Below are 23,192 nucleotides of genomic sequence, written 5' to 3'. Positions count from 1 at the left end.
TGCAGCCTATGACTTGGATGGTATCGAAAGGGCGCCTGCGGGCGCCTTTTTCACGTCCGGCTTTCGTTCTATCCCGGACTACTCCTTAAGGCTTAGCTGGCCCCCTTCCTCTGCCGGGTCCCTTCACCCCTACTGGCCGATTGGGCGGCTTGCAGGCGAAAGGTAGGCTAAGAACCATCGCAACCAGTACCGGCAGCCGGGCGGCAGCGACGCAGAGCAGGGTTCCCCGGCGCGCATGGAGGCAAGATGAGCCATTTTCTCGACAGACTGAATTTCCTCGGCAAGGTAAAAAGCACCTTCGCCGACGGCCACGGCGCGGTGGTGAATGAAGACCGCGGCTGGGAAGACGCATACCGCCAGCGCTGGCAGCACGACAAGATCGTCCGCTCCACCCACGGCGTCAACTGCACCGGCTCCTGCAGCTGGAAGGTGTATGTGAAGAGCGGCCTGATCACCTGGGAAACCCAGCAGACCGACTATCCGCGCACCCGGCCCGATCTGCCCAACCACGAACCACGCGGCTGTCCGCGCGGCGCATCCTACAGCTGGTACGTGTATTCCGCCCAGCGCGTCAAATACCCGATGCTGCGCGGCGAACTGGCCCGGATGTGGCGCGACGCGCGCAAGAGCCTGAGCCCGGTCGAGGCCTGGGAAAAGATCAGCCAGACGCCTGCGCTCGCCAAGCAATACAAGTCCGCGCGCGGCCAGGGCGGTTTCGTCCGCGCCAGCTGGGACGAGGCCAACGAGATCGTCGCGGCGGCCAATGCCTACACCATCAAGAAGTTCGGCCCGGACCGCGTGGTCGGCTTCTCGCCGATCCCGGCGATGTCCATGGTGTCCTACGCCGCCGGCAGCCGCTACCTCAGCCTGATCGGCGGCGTGCCGCTGTCGTTCTACGACTGGTATTGCGACCTGCCGCCGGCCAGCCCGCAGACCTGGGGCGAGCAGACTGACGTGGCCGAGTCCGCCGACTGGTACAACTCCACTTACCTGATGGTGTGGGGCTCCAACGTGCCGATGACCCGCACGCCGGACGCCCACTTCTACACCGAAGTGCGCTACAAGGGCACCAAGACGGTGGCGGTATCGTCCGACTTCGGCGAAATGGCCAAGTTCGGCGATATCTGGCTGGCGCCCAAGCAGGGCACCGACGCCGCTCTGGCGATGGCGATGGGCCACGTGATCTTCAAGGAATTCCACCTGGATCGCCCGTCCGCCTATTTCACCGACTACATCCGCCGCTACACCGACATGCCGATGCTGGTGACGCTCAAGCGCGACGGCGAGCGCTGGCTGCCGGACTACTTCCTGCGCGCTTCGCATCTTGACGGCCAATTGGGCGAAGACAACAACCCGGACTGGAAAACCCTGCTGATCGACGAAGCCAGCGGCGACATCGTCGCGCCTAATGGATCGATCGGCTTCCGTTGGGGCCAGACCGAGGGCAAGGCCGGCAAGTGGAATCTGGAGCAGAAGGCCGATGGCGCGCGCGAAGTGTCCGGTCGCTTGTCGCTGATCGAGCATCGCGACGAGGTGGTTGGCGTCGGCTTCCCGTATTTCGGTTCCGAGCACGACGAACTACTGACCCGCAATGTGCCGGCCAAGCGCGTCAAGCTGGCCGACGGCGGAGAGGCGCTGGTGGCCACGGTGTTCGACCTGATGGCCGCCAATTACGGCCTGGACCGCGGCCTGGGCGGCGGCAACGTCGCCATCGATTACATGGACGACGCGCCGTACACGCCGGCCTGGCAGCAGAAGCACACCGGCGTGAAGCCGGAGCTGGTGATTCAGGTGGCGCGCGAGTTCGCGCAAAACGCCGACCAGACCCAGGGCAAGTCGATGGTCATCGTCGGCGCGGCGCTGAACCACTGGTACCACATGGACATGACCTACCGCGGCATCATCAATATGCTGATGCTGTGCGGCTGCATCGGCCAGTCCGGCGGCGGCTGGTGCCACTACGTGGGCCAGGAAAAGCTGCGTCCGCAAACCGGCTGGGCGCCGCTGGCCTTCGCCGGCGACTGGAACCGCCCGGCGCGGCAGATGAACGGCACCAGCTTCTTCTACGCCCACACCAGCCAGTGGCGGCATGAAAAACTGGGCGTGGGCGAGATCCTGTGCCCGACCGCCGACGGCAAGATGGCCGACATGGCGCTGATCGATTACAACGCTAAGGCCGAGCGGATGGGCTGGCTGCCGTCCGCGCCGCAGCTCTCCGCCAACCCTCTGGACATCACCCGCGCCGCCGCCGAGGCGGGCCTGGATCCGGTCGCCTATACCGTGGACGGTTTGAAATCGGGCCGGCTGGACATGGCCTGCAACGATCCGGACAACCCGCAGAACTTCCCGCGAAACATGTTCGTGTGGCGCTCCAACATCCTGGGCAGCTCCGGCAAGGGCCACGAGTACTTCCTCAAATACCTGCTGGGCACCCAGAACGCGGTGCTGGGCTCGGAAGACGACTGCATCAAGCCGTCCGAGATCACCGTTCGTCCGGCCGCCGAGGGCAAGCTGGACCTGATGGTGGTGCTGGACTTCCGCATGTCCACCACCTGTCTGTACGGCGACATCGTGCTGCCCACCGCCACCTGGTACGAGAAGGACGACCTCAACACCTCCGACATGCACCCCTTCATCCACCCGCTGTCCGAAGCTGTGCAGCCCTTGTGGCAGGCCAGGAGCGACTGGGAAATCTACAAGGGCTTCGCCAAGAGCCTGTCCGAGATCGGCAAGGATTATCTGGGCACGCAGAAGGATCTGGTGCTGACGCCGCTGATGCACGACAGCCCGCAGGAGCTGGGCCAGCCTTTTGATCCCAAGGATTGGAAAAAGGGCGAGTGCGAGCCGGCGCCGGGCAAGACCATGCCGGCGATGACGGTGGTGGAGCGCGACTACGGCGCGATCTACGACAAGTTCACCACCATCGGCCCTCTGCTGGAGAAAGCCGGCAACGGCGGCAAGGGCATAGGCTGGAAAACCGCCCACGAGGTGGACATCCTGCGCGGCCTGAACCAGGTGGCGCAATCGGGCGCGGGCAAGGGCCAGCCCCGGCTTGAGACCGCCATCGACGCCGCGGAGATGATTCTGACCTTGGCGCCGGAGACCAACGGCCATGTGGCGGTGAAAGCCTGGGACGCGCTGTCCAAGATCACTGGCCGCGACCATACACACCTTGCCCGTCCGCGCGAGCATGACACCATCCGTTTCCGCGACGTGCAGGCGCAGCCGCGCAAGATCATTTCCTCGCCGACCTGGTCCGGCCTGGAAAGCGAGGAAGTCAGCTACAACGCGGGTTACACCAATGTCCACGAGCTGATTCCGTGGCGCACTTTGACCGGCCGCCAGCAGTTCTACCAGGACCACCAGTGGATGCGGGCCTTCGGCGAGGGATTGTGTGTGTATAAGCCGGCGGTCGATTTGAAGACCACGCAGGCGGTGTTGGGCAAGCATGGCAACGGTAATCATGAGCTGGTGCTGAACTTCATCACCCCGCACCAGAAATGGGGCATACACAGCACCTATTCCGACAACTTGCGCATGCTGACGCTCAGCCGCGGCGGCCCCCACGTCTGGCTGTCCGAGATCGACGCCGCCAAGGCCGGCATCGCCGACAACGACTGGATCGAGGTATTCAACGTCAACGGCACGCTGACCGCCCGCGCGGTGGTGTCGCAGCGGGTGCCGGAAGGCATGACGCTGATGTATCACGCCCAGGAGAAGATCGTGAACGTGCCGGGGGCGGAAGTGTCCGGCAAGCGCGGCGGCATTCACAACTCGGTGACCCGGACCGTGACCAAGCCCACCCACATGATCGGCGGCTACGCCCAGCTGTCCTGGGGCTTCAATTACTACGGCACGGTTGGCGCCAACCGCGACGAATTCGTGGTGGTGCGCAAGATGGACAAAGTCGACTGGATGGACGTTCCGGCGGGAGAGAAGCAATGAAGATACGCGCGCAAATCGGCATGGTGCTGAACCTGGACAAGTGCATCGGTTGCCATACCTGTTCGGTCACCTGCAAAAACGTGTGGACCAGCCGCGACGGCATCGAGTACGCCTGGTTCAACAACGTGGAGACCAAGCCCGGCATCGGCTACCCCAAGGACTGGGAAAATCAGGACAAGTGGCAGGGCGGCTGGAAGCGCCGCGCTGACGGCAAGCTGGAGCCGCGCCAGGGCGGCAAGCTGAAGATATTGGCCAATATCTTCGCCAATCCCAATCTGCCGGCCATCGACGACTACTACGAGCCGTTCACCTACGATTATGAACATCTGCAGAACGCGCCGAAGATGCAGACGCCGCCGACCGCGCGGCCGGTATCGGTGCTGACCGGCAAGAAGATGGACAAGATCGAGTGGGGCCCGAACTGGGAGGACGACCTGGGCGGCGAGTTCTCCAAGCGCGCCAAGGATGCTTTGTTTGAAGGCATCCAGAAGGAGATGTACTCCGCCTTCGAGAACACCTTCATGATGTATCTGCCGCGGCTGTGCGAACACTGCCTGAACCCGGCCTGCGTCGCGTCCTGTCCGTCCGGCTCCATCTACAAGCGCGAAGACGACGGCATCGTGCTGATCGATCAGGACAAGTGCCGCGGTTGGCGGATGTGCGTGTCAGGCTGCCCGTACAAGAAGATCTACTACAACTGGACGTCCGGCAAGGCCGAGAAGTGCATCTTCTGCTACCCGCGCATCGAGTCCGGCCAGCCTACCGTGTGCTCGGAAACCTGCGTCGGCCGCATCCGTTACCTGGGCGTGCTGCTGTACGACGCCGACAAGATCGAACAGGCGGCGGAGGTGGAAGATCCGCAGGATCTGTACCAGTCGCAGCTCGACCTGTTCCTGGACCCGAACGACCCGGCCATCGCGGCCGAGGCGCTGAAGCAGGGCATCCCGCAAAGCTGGCTGGACGCCGCGAAGCGCTCGCCGGTGTACAAGATGGCGATGGAGTGGAAGGTGGCCTTCCCGCTGCATCCGGAATACCGGACGTTGCCGATGGTGTGGTACATCCCGCCGCTGTCGCCTATCCAGAGCGCGATGGAGAATGGCCTGATAGGCGAGGGCGGCATCATCCCCGACGTGCAGAGCCTGCGGATACCGATCAAGTATCTGGCCAACCTGCTGACGGCGGGCAAGGAAGAGCCGGTGGTCAAGGCGCTGGAAACCATGGTGGCGATGCGCCGCTACATGCGCAAGAAGAGCGTGGAGAAGGTCAGCGACGCGTCGACCTTGGCCGGCACCCACCTGAGCTCAAGCCAGGTGGAAGAGATGTATCAGGTGATGGCCATCGCCAATTACGAAGACCGCTTCGTGATTCCGTCCAGCCACAAGGAAATGGTGGAGGAGGCGTTCGAGGACAAGGCCAGCTGCGGCTTCAGCTTCGGCAACGGCTGCTCCGGCGGCGAGTCCGAGGCCAGCCTGTTCGGCAAGAAGAAGGCCACGCCCATCGTGTTCCACGACATGCGGCGCGACCGCAAGTCCAACGCCGGCAACTGAGGGAGACCATCATGCGCATTCACGCCATTCTGTCCGCGCTCTTGTGCTATCCGGAGGCCGAGCTGGTCGCCGCGGTGGACGAGATCCGCGCCGAGGCGGCCGAGCACCTGCAAACCGCCAGCCTGCTGGAGCCGCTGCTGCAGGCTTTAGAGAGCGAGGACCTGATCGAGCTGCAGCAGCGTTACGTGCTCACCTTCGACCGCAACCCTTCGCACTCGCTGCACTTGTTCGAACACATCCACGGCGAGGACCGCGCCCGCGGCCAGGCGATGGTGGACCTGCTGGAGGAGTACCGCCGGCATGGTTTCGAGCCGACGTGCAGCGAGCTGCCGGACTACCTGCCGTTGTTCCTTGAGTTTCTGGGGCAGTGCGACAAGGCCGAGTCCGAGCGGCTGCTGGGCGACGCGGTGCATGTGATCGGCCACGTCGCCGGCAGGCTGAACGAGGTTGAGTCGGCATACGCCGGCCTGTTCGACGCGCTGCTGACGCTGTCGCCGGTCAAGCCGGAGCCGCTGCAAGCGCCGCCTATCCGCGACATGGACGAGATGCTGGAAACTTTCGGCCCCGGCGCGGACGGCGTGGAGCCGCTGCTAAAGCCGACCATGCCGGCAATCGCCCCGGTGAACTTTTACCCGCGCGGCGCGCGCGCCTGAAACCTTACCCCCTCTCCCAGGCGCGGGAGAGGGGCGGCGGGCGGCGCTGACGCCCCGCCATCGGGAGACAAACATGGACTACCTGCATAGATTCGTATTCGGCATCTATCCCTACATCGCGCTGGCCATCTTCCTGCTGGGCAGCCTGATCCGCTTCGAGCGCGAACAGTACAGCTGGAAGAGCGAGTCGTCGCAGCTCTTGTACCGCGGCCAGCTGCGCCTGGGCAATATTCTGTTCCACCTGGGCATCATCGGGCTGTTCTTCGGCCATCTGGCCGGCCTCTTGACGCCGCTGGCTGTGTGGGACGCGTTGGGTGTCAGCCACAGCTTCAAGCAGGTGTTCGCGATGAGCGCCGGCGGCCTGATGGGCGGCCTGTGCCTGATCGGCATCGTGCTGCTGCTGCATCGCCGCTTCCTATGCGACCGCCTGGCGGCCAACACCACCTGGCGCGACAAGCTGGTGCTGCTGTGGATACTGGCCACGCTGTTGCTGGGCCTGAGCACCATCTTCGTGTCGGCCCAGCACCTGGACGGTCACGAAATGGTGCTGCTGATGAGCTGGGCGCAGCACATCGTCACCTTCCGCGGCGACGCGGCGGATTTCATCGTCTCCGCCTCGCCGGTCTTCAAGCTGCACCTGTTCATGGGCATGAGCCTGTTCGTGATCTTTCCCTTCACCCGGTTGGTGCACGTGTGGAGCGGGTTCGGCGCAGTGACCTACCTGGGACGCGCCTGGCAGCTGGTGCGCCCGCGCTGATCGCTTGAGTATGAAAAACGCCGCGGATCCGGAGAGGGGGCGCGGCGTTTTGTTTAGGGGGCTGTAGCGTGGCTTACCAACGCGGGTTGGCCCGATTGACTGGTTAGCTCACATTACGTGTATCTCGGTGTCCCGAGCATGCTCGTTATTCGAATGTGATTCTCAAGGCCATGTTCCTTCGCGGCACAACGGATTGCTGAGATGTCTTCTTCTGACAATGACGGGCCAAGATAGATGCGATCAATAAGCTTTGTGATATCAAATTCAACTTGAACTCCGAGCTCGGGTACCTGAACGCCAAACTCTTCAGCCATTCGAAGCGACACGGCCAACCGGAATTCTCTCTCCCACGAAAACGCCATGTGTTTGAACCAAAACCGGTCCATCATGCCTACGCGAAGACGCTTCTGGAGAAGATCAACGTAGCTTACGTTGCCAGCCCATAGCTCCTCGTAACCATACTCAGGCTTCAGCTTGAAGGGCTTGGCAGCGTCTCTGATTCGGTCAACGCTAGTTCGAATTGCAACTCCCTTGCGTGATCCAGCGTAAAGCTGCCACATGGCATCGCTCTCATACTCTGCTCGGTGCCAGCAGCTCACTTTCGAGAGACGTCGAAGCTCTTCGAATGCTTGCTCGTGCGATTCAGCTTTTGCATATCGCAGATCTATCGGAAATCCAGGTGGTAGCACAGCGACAGCCCCCTCGAATGGATCCTCAAACTGGCAGGCCGCCGCGAAGTAGAGATGGCTGGATTTCAACAGCTCCAAAAAGCGTTCGATCTTGAAGTAGCGCCACAGCGGTTCCTTCAGGTCGAGTGGTTGATCTCCGATGATGCGCAAGGTTTTCTCCTAGACAGGCTAACGGCGGAATTCTGGAGCGCAAGTTGGGCTTCATCTTATTCAGCCTACAGCCCTGTATATGTGGCCTAAGCATCTCACGGTGGTGTGTTCAAAGCAGCGTAACCTGGGTTTTCGTGAGCTTATACAACTGCAGTTGGATGTTGTTTCGCTCCAATGCCGCAGCCAAGTCCCGTGCCAAGGGGACATCTGCGGGGACGACGAGAATGCGAGAGCAATTATGACTTCTGGAATGGACAATCAATTGACCGATTCCGGTATAGATATCACCGCGTACCGCTGAGGTCTTTACCTCGTAAGCTTCGATGAGATTGGGGCCTTGCGAGACTCCGAGGTCAAGCAGAGCGGTCTTCACGACGCGCTGGCCAGTGGCCAAGCCCTTTTGTATGCGCCAGTCGCGTAGAGCCTTAACTACCTCGCCATGTCTAGAAATATAGTCGATCTCGCGTGCGGCAGCCTTTCCCCTCTTTCGGCCAAAGAACTCATCGAAGTACTTCCGGAGCTTTTGTTCTTTCTTTAGAGCTTCACTAGTTTGCGTGTCTCCGTTGCGGACAGCTGCCTTGAACTCAATGATTGTCTGCACGTACGCAATAGCTGGACGTACTGCACCGGGCCCAGCCACTGGCATAACAAGAATCCCTTCTTTGTGTGATCCGTCGCTGGCATAGATGGGGTGCAATTCAAAGTCCGCCCAAGCTACGAGCGCGTCTTTTTTGACACCTTTAGCGCCGCCTCCAACGCGCCCAGAGTGAAACAGATATGTCCGGCCGTTTACAGTGTTCCGTGCGAAGAATCCCGCTATCGAGTCGTTGCGGCCCGCGAGTGGTGTGTTTACCTCTACCGCGATCATGACACTCTGACCATCTCCTGTCCGACCAAACCAGTTCAACCTTCGAGGGTTGGCCACGCCATTCTTGTAGTCGGATGACCAGAACCAGTATGTTCCGTCACTGCGAACCTTCGCTTGCGGTTGTCGGCCGCCTTGCCAGCCAATGTCTCGAATGGCTGTTGTTGGGAACTCACGACCGATTGTGGCTTCTAGGTCAGATTGTGCTTTACGAATCTCGGTCTGATCTTCGATGAGTATGAACATGGAGCGAACCAGTGATGTAGGTTTGATGCGGGCTAATTTGTAATCAGCGACCCGGAAGGTCGGGGTCTTAGGTTGGGCTTCATTTTATTCAGCCCAATCTACGGACTTAGAATACAAGGTTAGCCGGATGACAATCGGCAGCATTTATGAGTGCATCAAATAATTGGAGGTTGTAGCGATCAGCCCGCAAGTGAGTCGGTGCCGGGTCTGTCGCTTGATTCGCCTTGAAAACCACGCTGCCGGGTGATAAGGTTTCTAGCATTTGGTACCAGTGCCGTAGTGGCTTGCAGAGGCGGACATTGGTTTCGAAGTTACCGCGTCGTCGCGTTATATCGTTTGCCCTCTGCAGTCTGACTTCCTCTTCGGATCGTTCAAGAAATAAAATCTGGTCGGCAAAGCCAAGCCGCTTCTGGACTATAAGCTCGCGGCTGCTCTCGACAGTTGCCATCCATGCTTCGCGCGAACCTTCACCGATCTGCCACAAGCACCATGAATAGTGGATTTTCAACGGGTCGGTGTCAAAGCATACGATTTTTTGCCCCTGTTCTAGAGCCAAGCCGAGCTGCCAACGCTCGCTATGACGCTCACTCCAGTACTGGCCCGCAGCAGCGACACTGCTGTTCTCGGGGGGATTCCCGCTGATTTCATCGACGACCATGGGCCCATATCTTGATGCCCAGGTGGTTTTTCCGACGGCGCTGATTCCTTCGACAACGATAAGCATAAAATTTCCGGCTAACTTGTAATTTAGCCGCCCGAAATGTCGAGTGAAAATCCGAAAATGTTGGCGCATAAAAAATATGCCGTCAAGATTGCTTTGTTGGGGGCCGAATGATGACAGCCGGGGCGTTTCTTGTGGGGTCTAAGGTTGGAGGAAACATGCCACTTGCCAGGCATGGCCATTCAATGCCGAATTCATGGACGGCGGGTAGCCAAGTAGCGGGGTTTGGTGGGGTTGGCAATACCTGCTATTAGTTGTCGGGTTTGCGTTGCGGCCTGTTGTTGCATTGTTCGCAGGCATGGCCCTTGGCCAGCTCTGCTGCGGCCGGCGCATGCTCCAGCATGGGAATGGGGCGCGCCATCGCAGCTAACACCCCACCCGAGGCGCGTTCAGACCTTGTCCAGCCCATGCTCGACGGCGTAGACCGCCGCCTGCACCCGGCTGCTCAGAGACAGCTTGCGCAGGATGTTCTGCACGTGGACCTTGACCGTGCTCTCGGCCAGGTCCAGCGCGCGGGCGATTTCCTTGTTGCTGGAGCCGCGGGCCAGCCAGCTCAGCGTTTCCCGTTCGCGCGGCGTCAACGCGTCGGCCTCGCTGGCCTTGGCCGTTGGCTGGCGCAGGCGGGCCAGCAGCTTGGCGGTCATTTCCGGCGACAGCACGCTGTCGCCGTCCACCGCGCGGCGAATGCTGTCCAGCAGGAAGTCGGCGTTGATGTTCTTCAGCAGGTAGCCGCGGGCGCCGCCGCGCATGCATTCGGCCAGATCGTCGCCGTCTTCTGACACGGTCAGCATCAGCACAGCGGTGTCCGGACAGCCGCTGAGTATCTGTACCAGCGCTTCGCGGCCATTCATCACCGGCATGTCCAGGTCCAGCAGCACCACGTCGGGCTTCAGCAGTTCGGCCTGCTTGACGCCGTCCAGCCCGTCGGCGGCTTCGCCGACCACCAGGAAATCGTCCTGCCGCTGCAGCAGCGCCTTCAAGCCGCTGCGGAACAGCGTGTGGTCGTCGATCAGTAAAATGCGTATGGCTTGTGTCATGCGCTGGTGCGCTCCTCTTTGGGCAGGGTCAGCTCCACCGTGGTGCCTTGTTTCGGCGCGGAGCTGATCTGAATCTGGCTGTGTATGCGGTTGGCCCGCTCTTGCATGATGGACACGCCGACGTGGCGCGCGGATTTCGCCGCCAGCTGGCCGGAATCGAAGCCGCGGCCGTTGTCGCGGATGCGCATGCTGAAGCTGGCGGTGTTGTCGATTTCCACTTCCACCTCGCTGGCTTCCGCGTGTTTGCGGATATTGGACAGCGCTTCCTGCAGAATGAAGAACACCTGCAGCTGCTGCTGCGGGTCCAGCGGCTTGCCTTCGCCGCGCATCTCCAGCCGCGCCGGCACGCGGGTTTGCTGCTCGAAGCGCTGCAGCAGGATGCGCACCGCTTCCGGGAATTCCTGGCGGCTGATGCGGGTGCGGAAATTGAGCAGCAGCTCCCTGACGTCTTCATAGCATTCCTGCACGCCGGCGCGGATGAAGGCCAGGTTTTCCCGGGCCAGTTCCTCCTCGCGCGAATTCATCGCGTCTTCCAGCATCTGCGACTGAAGATTAAGGAAAGACAATGATTGGGCGATGCTGTCGTGCAGGCCCTGGGCCATCAGATTGCGCTCCTCGGACACCGCGAACTGGCGCTCTACCGCGCCCAGCCGCTGGTTTTCGATGGCGACGCCCAGATGCTGTCCCAGGGTTTCGATCAGCATTTGTTCCGCCATCGACAAGACGCGTTTCTGGCGGAAGTACAGCGTGAAGATGCCGACATCCTCGCGCTGATTGCGGATGTGGAATACGGCGATGGAGGCGAAGCCGGCCCTGCCGCAGTGGCGGATATCCTCGCCTTCCAGTTCGCCGATATGGCGCAGCACGGCGAAGGGCTGCTGCGCGGCCTCGCCGCAGTGGCAGGCGTCGTCGGGGATGCATTCCTCGACCAGCACCATGTCCTCGGGCAGCCCCTGCTGGGCGATCTGGTCCAGCTTGCCGCGCTCCGGGTCCACCAGCCTGGCGTTGGCCGCGTCGGCGCCGGTCAGCTGCATCAGTCGGCCGATGAAGCCGTGGCAGGTTTCGTCCAGCGCGCGCTGCTGGTGCAGGAAGGAAGTCATGTCGTACAGCGTTTTCAGCCGCAGGTTCTGCTCTTCCACTTCGCGGGTTTTCTGCTGGACCTTGCTTTCCAGGTTCTGGTACAGGTCTTGCGCCCGCTCGGCCATCTGGTTGAAGCCTTCGGCCAGCATGCCGAATTCGTCCTGCCGGTCCACCTTGACCCGCGTGTCCAGCTTGCCCTCGCGCAGGCGGCGCATCGCGTCGCTGAGCGCGCGGACCGGGTTGATCACCATCAGGAACAGCATGTAGGCCATGGTCACCGCGCCGGCCAGCGCCATCGCGATCAGCACCATCTGGAACATGCGCAGCAGATTGGTGTGGTTTTCGTTGTCGCGCTCCAGCAGGCTGACCAGGCTATCTATCTCGGCGACGAAGGCGTGCAGCTGCTGGGTGGTGGGTTGGCTGCCGGCGGCCTGCAGCCGCGGGCGGATGTCGCTGCGCCAGCGTTGCTCCAACCGTTGTTCCTGGGTGCGGATGTCGCGGTTGTCGGGCAGGAATAGCGGCCGGGCCGGATCGCCGTGCTTCAGCCGGGCCAGCGTTTGATCGAAGCCGTCTATCTCGTCGCGCAGCAGGCGGTCCGGCGCTTGGGTGGACAGCAGGTAGGCGGCGCGGAAAGTGCGCATGCGCAGGCTGCCAACGTCGTTGATCGCGGCGGCGCCGCCTTCCAGCCGCCAGGATAGGGCCAGCGTGTAGCCTATCGAGACCAGCGCGATGAAGAGCGCCAGCAGCGACAGCACCAGCAACTTGCTGGCCAAGGTCTGGAAGCGGGGGGGCGCAAGGCGGATGTCGGGCATGGGCGTGTTCTGCTTTTGGCGGATGGCGAACTGCAGCGGCGGGCTGCACAATAGGCAGTCGCGGTTATGGTTTAAATATTGATTGTTTTAACATAGCTTTTATCGGTGTTCGAGACAATCCGCCAAAAGGAGAAGGCATGCAAGCGGTACTGGGCATATGCGGCTATTCGGGCAGCGGCAAGACCACTTTGCTGGAGGCCTTGCTGCCTTTGTTGACGCAGCGGGGGTTGAGGGTGTCGGTGATCAAGCATAGCCACCACGACGTACAGCTGGATTCGCCCGGCAAGGACAGTTTCCGCCATCGCCAGGCGGGCGCCTGCGAGGTGATGATCGTGTCGCCGCACCGGGTGGGCGTGTTCGCCGAGACCGCGCGCGAGCTGACGCTGGACGAGCAGCTGGCGCGTCTGTCGCCGTGCGATCTGGTGCTGCTGGAGGGGCAGAAGAGTCTGCCGGTGCCCAAGCTGGAGGTGTACCGGCCGGCTCTGGGCAAGCCGGCGCGCTATCTGGATGACCGGGATGTGATCGCGGTGGCCAGCGATGCGCCGCTGGCGGCCGCCATTCCGGTGCTGGATCTGAATGACGCGGACGGGGTGGCGCATTTCATTGCTGCCTGGCTGGCGGATAGGCGGTGATTCAGCCGCCGGTCTGCGACATGAAGCGCATCACCTTGGCCGGCGCTTCGCGGAAGTCGTGCTTTTCCGGCTTCAGCTCGATGGCGGCGCGGATGGCGCCGTCCAGCTCGGCGTCGCTGCAGCCGGCGCGCAGCAGCGGGCGAAGCTCGAAGCGCTGCTCCTGGCCCAGGCACAGGTAGAGCGTGCCGTCCACCGACATTCTCACCCGGTTGCAGCTGGCGCAGAAGTGCTGGCTGATCGGCGTGATCAGGCCCAGCGTGAAGCGGCCGTCGCGCGATCCCCAGTAACGGGCCGGCCCGCCGCCCAGGCTGACGCTGAGTTCGGACAGGCCGAAGCGGCGGCTCAGCCGCGCCAGTATCGGTTCCAGTTCGCTGCCGCGCGTACCTCGCCCGCTGTCTCCCATCGGCATCGCCTCGATCAGGCGCAGGATGAAGCCGTGTTCGATGCAGAATTCCGCCATCGCCTCGATGTCGCCGTCGTTGACGCCGGCGATCGGCACCATATTGATCTTGATCCGCTCGAAGCCCGCCGCCTTGGCGGCGGACAGGCCGGCCAGGGCCTTGGGCAGGCTGTCGCTGCCGGTCAGCTCCGCCACGCAATCACGGCGCAACGAATCCAGGCTGACGTTGAGCCGGCTTACGCCGGAGCGGCGCAGGCCCTCGGCATGTCGTTCCAACTGGGTGGCGTTGGTGGACAGCGAGAGATCGGAGAGGCCGGGCAGGGCGGCCAGCCTGCCGGCCAGCAAGGGCAGATCGCGGCGCAGCAGCGGCTCGCCGCCAGTCAGGCGGATGCGGCGCGTGCCCAGGCGGACGAAGGCGGCGGCGACGCGTTCTATCTCGTCGAAGCGGAGCCAGTGCGCGGGCTCTTCAAAGCCTTTGAAACCCTTGGGCAGGCAATAGCTGCAGCGCAGGTCGCAGCGGTCGGTGACGGAGAGCCGCAGATAATCGATGGCGCGGCCGAAGCGGTCGGACAACATGGTGCATCCTTAGGGGACTGCCGATATGGTGGAAATTGTATGCCGGACTCGGCGGCGCGACAGTTCCCTGGAGGTGGGAGGCGGTCTAGCTATTTAGTCGTAGAGGGCGTGTGTTGGCTTGATTTGGCTCTGGCGAACGTAGTTTGCGCGATTTTGTTCTTTCTTGAACTTTTCTTTCAATCGCCATTTTCTAAATTATGAAATATTTCATAATTTGATTATTTATTGAAATAATACGTCTTTGAATTATTGTAAAATGGCACAAATTGTTTACATTCGTCGCCATGCCCGCCATTCATTCCCAACGCAACGCTTACATCCTGCTGGTGCTGACCATGCTGATGTGGTCCACCAACTTCGTCATCGCTCGCGCGCTGCACATGCAGCTGGGGCCGTTCACGCTGGCTTTCGCCCGCTGGGGCATCGCTCTGGCCTGCGTGCTGCCGTTCGCCCTGCCTAGGCTGGGCCGCAACTGGGGCAAGCTGCGCGCGCAGTGGCCGCTGCTGCTTGTCCTGGGCCTGTTCGGCATCGGCCTGACCAATACCTTCGTCTACTGGGCGGTGCAGACCACCACCGCCACCAACGCGGTGATTCTCAACAGCGCGACGCCGGTGATGGTGCTGCTGCTGGGTTCGCTGTATTTCCGCCAGCGCTTGAGCAGCCGGCAGTGGATGGGCATGACGCTGGCGCTGTGCGGCGCGCTGCTGATTGTGTTGAAAGGCAATCTGCTGGAGATCGGCGGCTTTCATTTCAGCGGCGGCGATTTGTTCGTGCTGGCCGGCGGCCTGAGCTGGGCCATCTACACGCTGGGCCTGCGCAAGCTGAAACCGGGCATCGATCCCATGGTGCAGATGGCCGCGCTGTTGCTGGTGGGCGAGGCGGTGCTGCTGCCGCTGTTTCTGAGCGAGCTGTCGTCGCGCGGTCTGCCGGCGCTGGACGCAGGCGCCGCGGCCAGTTTGCTGTACCTGGGCGCGCTGCCTTCGGTGGTGGCTTATCTGCTGTACAACCGCGCCATCGCGATGGTGGGCACGGCCAAGGCGGCCGCTTTCCTGTACCTGATGCCGGCTTTCGGCGCGATGCAATCGATCGCGCTGCTGGGCGAAGAGCTGCATTGGTATCACGCGGCCGGGCTGGCGGCGATTTTCGGCGGCATCGCGCTCAGCTCCCTGAGTCGCGGAGCCGCGCGGGAGCGCGCCGGCGCGGCGCTGAGGGCGAAGGAGTCCTGATCCGGAAATCGGGTCAAAATGAAAAAGGCGGCGCTTTTCAGCGCCGCCTTTTTCATGGCCAACAGCGGATCGGGTTAGGTCAGGTACAGCAGCAGCGGCATCACGCGCACCGTCAGCCAGGCCAACACTACCGGCAGGATCAGGCACAGCCCGCCCCAGAAGACCCACGAAGTCTCGCAGTCGGCGCGTCGGCGCATTTCCATCAACTGCAGCCGGTAGGCGAGATAGCTGATGACGGCGACCAGCGGCGACACCAGCACATAGGCAGCCATCGGCCGCCACTCCAGCCACGGCGACAGCGCCAGCACGCCGAGGTGCAAGGCCAGTTGGCTGGCGCACAGCGCGGCCAGCCGCAGGTCGCGGCCCGGGAAGCGCATCGCGCGCCGGTTCACTCGCATGTGGACCGCCGCCCACATCGCGGCGGCGATGCCCAGCCAGGCGTAGGGATAGAACAGCGGCAATACCAGAGGTTCGATCGACACTGGCTCCGGATGGTGGTCCAGCAGTGCCGCCAGTATCAGGTAGGCGGCCAGGAAACAGGCGACGGCGGTGCCGTCGCGGCTGCGGACCAGCCGCCAGGCCATGTGCAGCGAAAACAGGATGAGGACGAGCAGCAGCAGGATTCCGACAGGCGTCGCCGTCATGCAGCCTCCAGCGCCGACAGCAGCGCGGCGGATAGCAGCTCGCCGATCTGGGCCAGGTACTGGGTGTGCATGTCGAAGGTGAAACGCTGGGAATCGTCGCTGGCCAGCACCAGGATGCCGAAGGGCTGGCCGCTGGCGTCCTTCAGCGCCACCTGGGCGAAAGACTGCAGCACCGGCGTGGCGGGGAACCAGCTCAGCACCTCGTCGTTGACATAGGGGCCGCAATACGGCGCGACCAGATTGCGGGCCAGGCCCTGCACTTCGCTGCGGGCGTTGTAATGCTCGGCGTCCTTCTCCGCGGCGGGATGCCACAGCTTCAGCGCGGCGCGGTCCAGCTGGAATTCCTGGCGCAGGCTGCCTTTCAGCTCGGCGATCAGCTCGGCGGGGCCGCGCGCGGCCAGCAGGGCGAGAGTCAGCCGGTGCAGCTTGGTCAGCAGGCGGTCATTGTCCTGGCCACGCTCGATCAACTGTTGCAGCTGGGCCTCCAGCTGGCGGTTCTGGTCCTTCAGCTCCAGCATCTGGCGCTCGACGAAGGAGATCACGCGCTCGCCGTTCTGCGGGGCGGCCTGCAGGTTGTAACGCGGGGCGTGCTGCTGCAGGAAGTCGGGATGCTCGTCGAGAAACGCCAGGACTTGTTCGCTGTGCATCTGCCTTGTCCTTTCCTTAATCGGGATGCGGAAATGGGTTGGTGTGGCTGCGGGGGTTAAAGTTCGATTTCGCCCTGGAAAACGGTGACGGCCGGGCCGGTCATGATCACCGGGCTGCCTTCCCCGGCCCATTCGATGACGATGTCGCCGCCGCGCGCGTGCACGGTGACGCGGGCGTCCAGCAGCCCCTGGCGGATGCCGCAGACCACCGCGGCACAGGCGCCGGTGCCGCAGGCCAGGGTTTCGCCCGCGCCGCGCTCGTAGACGCGCAGGCGGATCTCGCCGCGGTTGACGATTTGCATGAAGCCGGCGTTGACCCGTTGCGGGAAGGCCGGATGGCTTTCGATTTCGGGGCCGATTTCGGCCACCGGCGCGGTGTCCACGTCGTCCACCAATTGCACCGCGTGGGGATTGCCCATCGACGCGATGCCGATTTCGCAGTCGCCGCCGGACAGCGGCAAGGCGTAGGTCAAGGCTTCGGCGTCGGCGAGGAAGGGCAGGTCGGCAGGCTTGAAGCGCGGCACGCCCATGTCGACGCGGGCCAGGCCGTCGCCCAGGTATTCCGGCGATATCACGCCGCGCGCGGTTTCCACTTCGATCCGGCTCTTGCCGGTCAGGCCTTGGTCGCGGACGAACTTGGCGAAGCAGCGCGCGCCGTTGCCGCATTGCTCGACTTCGCCGCCGTCGTTGTTGAAGATGCGGTAGCGAAAGTCGTGGCCGGGCTCGCGCGCCGGCTCCACCAGCAGCAGTTGGTCGAAGCCGATGCCCAATTGGCGGTTGCCGAGCAGGCGGATCTGCTCGGGGGAGAGGGACACGGTCTGACGCACGCCGTCTATGACCATGAAGTCGTTGCCGAGGCCGTGCATCTTGCTGAATTTCAGTTTCATCGGTGTCGCGTGGCGATGCATTGTGGATGGGCCAGCTTAGCACAGCCGGGCGCGAGATACATCGGCCCGGCCGCGCGGCTGATCCCCATTCCTGGCGCTGCGTTGCGCCGGCTCGCCGCAGCCTGCGTCCTCAGCCGCTTCGCCGGGCTGTGTCCGCGGCTCAGCCGCCCGCCAACTGCCGCTGCGCCAAGGTCGCCAGCTCGGCCAATTTGCCGCGAGGCATGCCGGCGGACAAGGCGTAGCCGCGGCCGCGCTCCCACCAGTAATAGACGTTGACCGGCCCCTGGCTGGCGAAATGGAAGCCTTGCTCCGCTTGCGGCCGGGCGCCGTTGGCCACGTAGAGCGTCACCCGTTGCCCGGAGGCGTCGTGGTACATCAGCTGGGCCACCGGGCCTTGCTCGCCGGGCAGCAGGCGTCCGCCTATCAGCTCATAGCCGGCCTGGGCCAGCCGGGGAGGCGTGATCGGGCTGCGCATGCGGCGCGAAAGCCAGGCGACCATCTGCGTTTCCTGGTCCGCGCCGATCTCGACCGGGCGCTGGATGTCGGGACTGTAGACCACATGCGCCATCGCGGCCTGGCGCGGCAGGCTGTCCATCGCCTGGCTTGCGATCTGCGCGGGCGGTTCGGTCTGATAGGCTTGCCGTCCATACCAGCCGCCGCCCAGGCCCAGCGCGAACACCAGTCCGGCGGCCATGGCCTGGCTCAGCCACGGCGGAGAGAAGCGCCTGGCGGGCGGCCTGGCCGAGGCCAGCAGCCGGCTGGGCATGGGCTCGCGCTCAGGCAGCGCCCACAGCTCGCGCAGCGCGTCGTCCTGGCCGCGCCATTGATCCAGCCGCTGGGCGGCGTCGGGATGCTTCTCCAGCCACGCTTCCAGTTCCGCAGCCTGCTGCGGAGGCAATTCGCCGTCGAGATAGGCTTGCAGCGTTTCCTCGTTCGGTTCGGTCATGGCTCTGCGCCTCCATATTCAACCATCAATTGCCGCAGCCGCTCCCGCCCCCGGTGCAGGCGCGACATCACGGTGCCCACCGCCAGTCCCAGCGCTTTGGCCGCATCCTGGTAGCGCATCTCTTCCACCACCACCAATAACAGGATCTCTCTTTGCTCGTCGGGCAGCCGCGCGATGGCGCGGTCGAGGTCGCGCAGCTGGAGCTCCCGCTCATGGGCGGGCGGGACGGCCAGCCGCGCCCACTCTTCGTCGGGCAGCTCGCTGGCCGGGCGGCTTCGCCGGACATGGTCCACGTGCCGGTTATGCATGATGCCGAACAGCCAGGGGCGGATGTCCGAGCCTGGCCGCCATTGCCGCCAGTTGCGCCAGGCCGATTCCAGCGTGTCCTGGACCAGGTCGTCGGCGTGCGCCGCGTTCCGCTCCAGCACGCGGGCGTAGCGGCGCAACCGGGCGAGGTTGTCCAGCAGCAGTCGATGAAACTGCCGCTCCGGTTCTAGTTCGCCGATGGCTTGAGCTCCCTGATGATCCGGCGCGTCGCCAAGTCGAGTTCCGCCACGCTCAGATCCTCGTTCAGCACCCAGGCCTTGCGGCTGTCCTTGCTGAATGAGATGGCTTGGCGCGGGCCGGACAAGCCGCCGATCTGCGCGGCCGGCCGGAATGCCGGCAAGGCGACCTCGGTGAGCGAGTTGCTCTTCAAATTGCCAGAGTACAGGACTTTGCCGTCGGGGCGCAGAGCGGCGCCATAGGGCTCGCTGCCCACGGCCACGGTGGCCGTGATCTTGCCGGACCGGGTATCCACCTTGGCCAGGGTGTCGTCGCCGCTGTTGGCCGCGTACAGGGTGCCGCCGTCGGCGGAGATCGAAATCGCGCGTATCTTGTTGAAGCCGCCGATCTCCCGGAGCACGGCCAGGGACGAGGTGCCCACCACGCTCAGCTTATCGCTGCGGAAGTTGGTGACATAGAGGTCGGCGCCGTCCGGCGACAGCTTGACGCCCTGGCGCGGGCCGGAAAAACCAGTGATCACCTTGCTGACCCGCCAGGCATTCAAATCCACCACGCTGACCGTGTTGGATGCCTGATTGTTGACGTAGAGGCGGGCGCCCTGGCGGTCGATGGCGCTGCCGAAGGCACCGGGGCCCAGGGCCAGGCTGGCCTCCAGCGTCAATGTGCCGGCGTTCCAGCGCTCCAGCAGGCCTTTGCTGCTGTCGGTGACGTAAAAGCGGCGGCCATTCGGCGCGAACACGATGTTGCGCGGGGTGATGAAGCCGGGCAGCGCGGCTTTGAGCCGCCCTTGCGCCAGGTCGTATACCTTCAGCTCGGCTGTCTGGCTATTGCCGGCTATCGCCAGGCTTTCATCGGGGCTGACCGCCAGCGTGTTGTTGCGGATGTCCGGGTCGAAAGCCTGGGCGGCGGCTGAAATTTGCGCCAGCGCCCACAGCGCGGAGGCGGCCAAAAGGGAAGCGGTTTTTCGCATGCTGGTTTTCCTGGTTTTTCAGAGGGGCCAGGGCCGGGCCACTTGCCAGAGTTGCTTGAAGTTGTCGCCTTTGCGCTCGCCGGGCGCGAGGTCCTGGGCGAAGCGGTAGAGCGGCTTGCCGCGCCACGACCATTGCCGTGAGCCGTCGTCGCGGGCAATCAGGCCCAGATCGCCTTCGGGCTGGGCGTCCGCTTCTGCGGCCAGCGGCGGCCACAATGCCGCGCATGGGCCGTTGCAGGCGCTGCGGCCATTGCCGGGCTGGTCTTTGGCGAAAACGTAGAGCGTCATGCCGGCGGGGTCGGTCAGCGCGCCCTCGCGCGTCGATATCGGGGATGGCGCGGCCTGGATCTGCGCGGCGGCGAGCGCGGCGAGCATGCCGCTTAGCAACAGGGTGCGGTTCATCGATGGCTCCTGGTCGTGTGGTAGGAAAGCGGGACGCTTGGTCCGCGCTTGCATGGGGTATACGCAGGGATGCCGCCGATTATTCCCGGCAAGGAGAAATTTTTTTGGTGGGGGAGTGGCGAGGCCGCCGGGAGGCGGCCCGGAAGTCAGGCGCGCAGCACGGTGCGCGCGCCCTGGTAGCGCGGCGCGAAGTAGACGTTGTCCAGCCGCGCGACGCGTATGGTGCTGTTGGTGCGCGGCGCGTGGACGAACTTGCCGTCGCCGATGAAGATGCCCATGTGCGAGAACGGCCGGTTCATGGTGTTGAAGAACACCAGGTCGCCGACCTGCATCTGGCTGTCGGATATCGGCCGGGCGATGTTGGCGATCTGCGCTGCGTTGTGCGGCAGGCGGATGCCGACGGCGTTTTGATAGATGTAGCTGACCATGCCGCTGCAATCGAGGCCGGCCTCCGGATTGCTGCCGCCGAACTGGTAGCCGCCGTCCAGCAGGCCTATCGTGTACAGCAGGATTTCGCGGCCGTTGCCGTCGGCGGTGATGTTGGACAGCGAGGTGTCGCCGCCCGGCTTGCCCGGGCGCGGGCGCTGCTGGCTGGTCTTCACCGGGGTGGTGCCGCAGGCGGCGAGCAGGGCCGCCAGGCCCGCCAGCGCCGCGCCCTGGAGCAGGCGGCGGCGGCCCGCGCCGTCGTCATTCAGCTGGGTGTCTTCCATTGTCGCGTGGACTCCTGTCGTTTCCATGCCGCGGAGGGGGTGTGCGCCTCGCGTCGCGCGCCGCGGCGATTTGTCTTGCTCCCGCGCGCGGCGCGGGAAGGGCTGCTTTGGGGGCAGTATAGCGCGAGCAGGGGCGTGGGCCCCGGCGCCACTGTAAATGTGGGAACGGATCGAGCTATGGCGGGCGGATGGGCGATGCGGGGTGAATGGCTCTCGGGCGGGCCGCGCCGGCATGCGGGCGCCCGTGATTTTCCATGGATATCGTACCTGCCCGGCTAAAATGGAAGCTTGATTCGACATCTTTCCGAGGGGAGATGCGCCGTGAATATTGTAACGGACTCCACAATCGTTTTGAGGATCGCGTCGCTGATGCGCCGCACCTTGCCGCGGGCATTGGCGATCTTCATCGGGCTCGTCCCGCTCCATGCCCTGTCCGCTGAAATCGTCTACATCACCGCCAAGGCGGATCTGCCGTTCTGGAACACGGTCGGCAAGGGCGTGAAGGCGGTGGCGGAGGAGAATGGCTACGCGTTTTCTGAGCTGGACAGCAAGCTCAACGCGGAAATGCAGCTGAGCAATGTCCGCCAGGCCATCGACCGCCACGTCGCGGGCATCGTGATTTCCCCGACCAACAGCAAATCGGCGGAGGAAGCGCTCACCCTGGCGCGTCGGGCCGGCATTCCGGTAGCCATCGCCGATGTCGGCGCCAGCGGCGGCGATTACGTCAGCTTCGTCAAATCGGACAACTACCGCGGCGCATACGATGTGGGCGCGGAGCTGGCGAAGGCGATGAAGGCGCGGAACTGGAGCGGCGGGGCCTACGGCATGGTCACCATTGAATTGTCGCGGAAAAACGGCCAGGACCGCACCAATGGATTCCGCGACGCGATGAAGGACGCCGGCTTCCCGCGCGAGATCGTGCTCAGGCAGATGAAGGATTACTCCGCCGAGGAGACTTACCGCTATGTCAAGGAAATGCTGGCCGCGCATCCGATGGCGCGGGGTTTCTTCATCGAAACCGACCAGCCGGTGGACGGGGCGATGCGGGCGATACGGGAGGCGGGCAAGCAAAAGCAAGTGCTGCTGGTTTCCTTCGACGCGATGCCGGACGTGGTGCGCCTGCTCAAGAGCGACGCCTTGGTCGCCGTGGGCATGCAGCAACCTTATCTGATGGGCAGCTCCGCCGCCGGCGCGCTGGTTTCGCATCTGCATGGCCATTCGCCGGCCAAGGAAATCCTGGTGCCCATCCTGGTGGCCACCAGCCGCAATGTCGACCAACTGATGCCGGTCGCCTCGAAAACGGTGTTCGGCAAACCGCTGAAGTGATCGGCCCTCACGGCATCATCCGGGTCATTTCATTGTTGCGGATCAGGTCGCGGATGGTGGCGTTGAACGATTGCTGCAGCGCGCGGCCGTCTTTCGACGCGCGGCTGAACTCGAAGTGCAGGCCGGTGGGCGTGTCGCCGGGCAGGTCGGCGCGGCGGAGCGCAGGCCCGTTGAACAGGTCGCGCAGCGCCGCGTCGCGTTCCGACAGGCTGTCCACCACTTCGCGGATCTCGATGAAGACGTCGCAGCGGCCCTCGGTGATCTTGGTGATCGCGCTGCGCTCGTTTTTCGAGCCTATGTCCTGGCGCGAAGGATCGACGCCGAAGGCGTCCAGGCGGTTGCCGAACAGACCGCACACGGTATAGCGCTTGAGATCGGACAGCGCGCGCAGCGGCGCGCCGTCGGGGTGCTTTTTGGCGGAGTAGAAGTACAGGTGGTGGACTTCGGCGTAGGCGTCGGTGGCCAGAAAGCGCTTTTCGTCGAGTTCGCGGGAGGGGACGTCGATGGCGATGTCGGTTTGGCCGTGGGCGACCATTTCGCGGCAACGCTTCCACGGCAGTCTTTCGATGACCGCCGGCTCGCGCCCGGCGCGCCTCAGCGCGCGCTGCAGCACGTTGATGGCGAGCCCGGTGTCCTGGGCGCCGCCGGCGAAGCCGGACGAGGAAGTGAAGACATAGGGCGGGAAGTCCACGTCGGAAGCGCAAGCGAGCGGCGCGGCCTGGGCGGCGCTGGCAAGCATCGCCAGAGCTGCCGCGAGCCGCCAGCCTTGCTCATGACGCGGTTTTCGGCTCTCGAGTGGCGCCACATGTCCTCCGCCCTG

Annotated in this window: 22 protein-coding genes; 7 read left to right on the top strand and 15 right to left on the bottom strand. The window is 63.8% G+C overall.

Annotation, left to right across the window (positions count from 1 at the left end):
* The first annotated feature begins 246 nt into the window (after nucleotides 1-246).
* The 4 genes from VA599_RS11220 to narI all read left to right on the top strand — a co-directional run bounded on the left by VA599_RS11220 (nucleotide 247) and on the right by narI (nucleotide 6,902).
* Nucleotides 247-3,945, top strand: a complete 3,699-nt coding sequence (locus VA599_RS11220; protein WP_346788625.1) for a nitrate reductase subunit alpha — start codon at nucleotides 247-249, stop codon at nucleotides 3,943-3,945.
* Complete coding sequence (gene narH / locus VA599_RS11215; protein ID WP_346788624.1) at nucleotides 3,942-5,492, top strand: nitrate reductase subunit beta; 1,551 nt, start codon at nucleotides 3,942-3,944, stop codon at nucleotides 5,490-5,492. The genes VA599_RS11220 and narH overlap by 4 nt, the downstream gene beginning before the upstream one ends.
* Before the next feature lie 11 nt (nucleotides 5,493-5,503).
* Nucleotides 5,504-6,145 (top strand): nitrate reductase molybdenum cofactor assembly chaperone, encoded by a 642-nt coding sequence (narJ, locus tag VA599_RS11210; protein ID WP_346788623.1) that lies wholly within the window; start codon nucleotides 5,504-5,506, stop codon nucleotides 6,143-6,145.
* A 73-nt stretch (nucleotides 6,146-6,218) separates the two neighbouring features.
* Nucleotides 6,219-6,902, top strand: coding sequence for a respiratory nitrate reductase subunit gamma (gene narI / locus VA599_RS11205; RefSeq protein WP_346788622.1), 684 nt, complete (start codon nucleotides 6,219-6,221; stop codon nucleotides 6,900-6,902).
* Nucleotides 6,903-7,015: 113 nt separating this feature from the next.
* Here the strand turns inward: narI and VA599_RS11200 are convergent, their stop codons facing one another.
* The 5 genes from VA599_RS11200 to VA599_RS11180 form a co-directional block, all read right to left on the bottom strand.
* A complete protein-coding gene (locus tag VA599_RS11200; protein ID WP_346788621.1) occupies nucleotides 7,016-7,741 on the bottom strand; it encodes a DUF2971 domain-containing protein in 726 nt (241 codons plus the stop codon).
* A 109-nt stretch (nucleotides 7,742-7,850) separates the two neighbouring features.
* On the bottom strand, nucleotides 7,851-8,852 hold the full coding sequence (locus tag VA599_RS11195) for a hypothetical protein (RefSeq protein WP_346788620.1): 1,002 nt from the start codon (nucleotides 8,850-8,852) through the stop codon (nucleotides 7,851-7,853).
* A 106-nt stretch (nucleotides 8,853-8,958) separates the two neighbouring features.
* Entirely contained in the window at nucleotides 8,959-9,576 is a 618-nt protein-coding gene (locus tag VA599_RS11190) for a hypothetical protein (protein ID WP_346788619.1), read from the bottom strand.
* A gap of 386 nt (nucleotides 9,577-9,962) precedes the next feature.
* The gene (locus tag VA599_RS11185) at nucleotides 9,963-10,610 is read right to left on the bottom strand and encodes a response regulator (RefSeq protein ID WP_104947284.1); all 648 of its coding nucleotides are present in this window, start codon (nucleotides 10,608-10,610) and stop codon (nucleotides 9,963-9,965) included.
* Nucleotides 10,607-12,502, bottom strand: coding sequence for a type IV pili methyl-accepting chemotaxis transducer N-terminal domain-containing protein (locus tag VA599_RS11180; protein ID WP_346788618.1), 1,896 nt, complete (start codon nucleotides 12,500-12,502; stop codon nucleotides 10,607-10,609). The genes VA599_RS11185 and VA599_RS11180 overlap by 4 nt, the downstream gene beginning before the upstream one ends.
* Before the next feature lie 137 nt (nucleotides 12,503-12,639).
* Between VA599_RS11180 and mobB the strand changes: the two genes are divergently transcribed.
* Nucleotides 12,640-13,134 carry a molybdopterin-guanine dinucleotide biosynthesis protein B gene (mobB, locus tag VA599_RS11175; protein ID WP_104947283.1) on the top strand — a complete coding sequence of 165 codons (495 nt, stop codon included), beginning with the start codon at nucleotides 12,640-12,642 and terminating at the stop codon, nucleotides 13,132-13,134.
* 1 nt (nucleotide 13,135) lies between these two features.
* Here the strand turns inward: mobB and moaA are convergent, their stop codons facing one another.
* Nucleotides 13,136-14,110 (bottom strand): GTP 3',8-cyclase MoaA, encoded by a 975-nt coding sequence (gene moaA / locus VA599_RS11170; RefSeq protein ID WP_104947282.1) that lies wholly within the window; start codon nucleotides 14,108-14,110, stop codon nucleotides 13,136-13,138.
* A 284-nt stretch (nucleotides 14,111-14,394) separates the two neighbouring features.
* Here moaA and VA599_RS11165 point away from each other — a divergent pair, with 284 nt between their 5' ends.
* Complete coding sequence (locus tag VA599_RS11165; RefSeq protein ID WP_104947281.1) at nucleotides 14,395-15,336, top strand: DMT family transporter; 942 nt, start codon at nucleotides 14,395-14,397, stop codon at nucleotides 15,334-15,336.
* A 74-nt stretch (nucleotides 15,337-15,410) separates the two neighbouring features.
* On the opposite strand, the gene VA599_RS11160 is transcribed toward VA599_RS11165, so the two are convergent.
* The 8 genes from VA599_RS11160 to VA599_RS11125 form a co-directional block, all read right to left on the bottom strand.
* Nucleotides 15,411-15,980: a hypothetical protein gene (locus VA599_RS11160; RefSeq protein WP_104947280.1), complete on the bottom strand. Its 570-nt coding sequence runs from the start codon at nucleotides 15,978-15,980 to the stop codon at nucleotides 15,411-15,413.
* On the bottom strand, nucleotides 15,977-16,627 hold the full coding sequence (locus VA599_RS11155; RefSeq protein ID WP_346788617.1) for a DUF484 family protein: 651 nt from the start codon (nucleotides 16,625-16,627) through the stop codon (nucleotides 15,977-15,979). Before VA599_RS11155 ends, VA599_RS11160 begins: the two co-directional genes overlap by 4 nt.
* Nucleotides 16,628-16,683: 56 nt before the next feature.
* Complete coding sequence (gene dapF, locus VA599_RS11150) at nucleotides 16,684-17,514, bottom strand: diaminopimelate epimerase (protein ID WP_346788616.1); 831 nt, start codon at nucleotides 17,512-17,514, stop codon at nucleotides 16,684-16,686.
* Between the two features lie 160 nt (nucleotides 17,515-17,674).
* Nucleotides 17,675-18,460 (bottom strand): anti-sigma factor family protein, encoded by a 786-nt coding sequence (locus VA599_RS11145; protein WP_346788615.1) that lies wholly within the window; start codon nucleotides 18,458-18,460, stop codon nucleotides 17,675-17,677.
* Entirely contained in the window at nucleotides 18,457-18,927 is a 471-nt protein-coding gene (locus VA599_RS11140; RefSeq protein WP_104947276.1) for a sigma-70 family RNA polymerase sigma factor, read from the bottom strand. The genes VA599_RS11145 and VA599_RS11140 overlap by 4 nt, the downstream gene beginning before the upstream one ends.
* Before the next feature lie 26 nt (nucleotides 18,928-18,953).
* Nucleotides 18,954-19,934, bottom strand: coding sequence for a YncE family protein (locus tag VA599_RS11135; protein ID WP_346788614.1), 981 nt, complete (start codon nucleotides 19,932-19,934; stop codon nucleotides 18,954-18,956).
* 18 nt (nucleotides 19,935-19,952) lie between these two features.
* A complete protein-coding gene (locus VA599_RS11130; protein WP_346788613.1) occupies nucleotides 19,953-20,336 on the bottom strand; it encodes a COG4315 family predicted lipoprotein in 384 nt (127 codons plus the stop codon).
* Between the two features lie 146 nt (nucleotides 20,337-20,482).
* The gene (locus tag VA599_RS11125) at nucleotides 20,483-21,046 is read right to left on the bottom strand and encodes a C40 family peptidase (RefSeq protein ID WP_346788612.1); all 564 of its coding nucleotides are present in this window, start codon (nucleotides 21,044-21,046) and stop codon (nucleotides 20,483-20,485) included.
* 321 nt (nucleotides 21,047-21,367) lie between these two features.
* Here VA599_RS11125 and VA599_RS11120 point away from each other — a divergent pair, with 321 nt between their 5' ends.
* Nucleotides 21,368-22,372, top strand: coding sequence for a substrate-binding domain-containing protein (locus VA599_RS11120; protein WP_346788611.1), 1,005 nt, complete (start codon nucleotides 21,368-21,370; stop codon nucleotides 22,370-22,372).
* Between the two features lie 7 nt (nucleotides 22,373-22,379).
* Here the strand turns inward: VA599_RS11120 and VA599_RS11115 are convergent, their stop codons facing one another.
* The gene (locus VA599_RS11115; RefSeq protein ID WP_021475598.1) at nucleotides 22,380-23,111 is read right to left on the bottom strand and encodes a substrate-binding periplasmic protein; all 732 of its coding nucleotides are present in this window, start codon (nucleotides 23,109-23,111) and stop codon (nucleotides 22,380-22,382) included.
* Nucleotides 23,112-23,192: the final 81 nt, after the last annotated feature.

Source organism: Chromobacterium indicum (assembly GCF_039708975.1).
In the GTDB taxonomy this organism is placed as follows: Bacteria; Pseudomonadota; Gammaproteobacteria; order Burkholderiales; family Chromobacteriaceae; genus Chromobacterium; species Chromobacterium piscinae.
This window is presented reverse-complemented; position numbering and strand designations above follow the sequence as displayed.

Excerpts from the sequence above, each read along its gene's own strand:
- VA599_RS11220 (WP_346788625.1), top strand. The coding sequence starts at position 247 with ATGAGCCATTTTCTCGACAGACTGAATTTCCTCGGCAAGGTAAAAAGC.
- narH (WP_346788624.1), top strand. The coding sequence starts at position 3,942 with ATGAAGATACGCGCGCAAATCGGCATGGTGCTGAACCTGGACAAGTGC.
- narJ (WP_346788623.1), top strand. The coding sequence starts at position 5,504 with ATGCGCATTCACGCCATTCTGTCCGCGCTCTTGTGCTATCCGGAGGCC.
- narI (WP_346788622.1), top strand. The coding sequence starts at position 6,219 with ATGGACTACCTGCATAGATTCGTATTCGGCATCTATCCCTACATCGCG.
- VA599_RS11195 (WP_346788620.1), bottom strand. The coding sequence starts at position 8,852 with ATGTTCATACTCATCGAAGATCAGACCGAGATTCGTAAAGCACAATCT.
- VA599_RS11190 (WP_346788619.1), bottom strand. The coding sequence starts at position 9,576 with ATGCTTATCGTTGTCGAAGGAATCAGCGCCGTCGGAAAAACCACCTGG.
- VA599_RS11185 (WP_104947284.1), bottom strand. The coding sequence starts at position 10,610 with ATGACACAAGCCATACGCATTTTACTGATCGACGACCACACGCTGTTC.
- VA599_RS11180 (WP_346788618.1), bottom strand. The coding sequence starts at position 12,502 with ATGCCCGACATCCGCCTTGCGCCCCCCCGCTTCCAGACCTTGGCCAGC.
- mobB (WP_104947283.1), top strand. The coding sequence starts at position 12,640 with ATGCAAGCGGTACTGGGCATATGCGGCTATTCGGGCAGCGGCAAGACC.
- moaA (WP_104947282.1), bottom strand. The coding sequence starts at position 14,110 with ATGTTGTCCGACCGCTTCGGCCGCGCCATCGATTATCTGCGGCTCTCC.
- VA599_RS11165 (WP_104947281.1), top strand. The coding sequence starts at position 14,395 with ATGCCCGCCATTCATTCCCAACGCAACGCTTACATCCTGCTGGTGCTG.
- VA599_RS11160 (WP_104947280.1), bottom strand. The coding sequence starts at position 15,980 with ATGACGGCGACGCCTGTCGGAATCCTGCTGCTGCTCGTCCTCATCCTG.
- VA599_RS11155 (WP_346788617.1), bottom strand. The coding sequence starts at position 16,627 with ATGCACAGCGAACAAGTCCTGGCGTTTCTCGACGAGCATCCCGACTTC.
- dapF (WP_346788616.1), bottom strand. The coding sequence starts at position 17,514 with ATGAAACTGAAATTCAGCAAGATGCACGGCCTCGGCAACGACTTCATG.
- VA599_RS11145 (WP_346788615.1), bottom strand. The coding sequence starts at position 18,460 with ATGACCGAACCGAACGAGGAAACGCTGCAAGCCTATCTCGACGGCGAA.
- VA599_RS11135 (WP_346788614.1), bottom strand. The coding sequence starts at position 19,934 with ATGCGAAAAACCGCTTCCCTTTTGGCCGCCTCCGCGCTGTGGGCGCTG.
- VA599_RS11130 (WP_346788613.1), bottom strand. The coding sequence starts at position 20,336 with ATGAACCGCACCCTGTTGCTAAGCGGCATGCTCGCCGCGCTCGCCGCC.
- VA599_RS11125 (WP_346788612.1), bottom strand. The coding sequence starts at position 21,046 with ATGGAAGACACCCAGCTGAATGACGACGGCGCGGGCCGCCGCCGCCTG.
- VA599_RS11115 (WP_021475598.1), bottom strand. The coding sequence starts at position 23,111 with ATGCTTGCCAGCGCCGCCCAGGCCGCGCCGCTCGCTTGCGCTTCCGAC.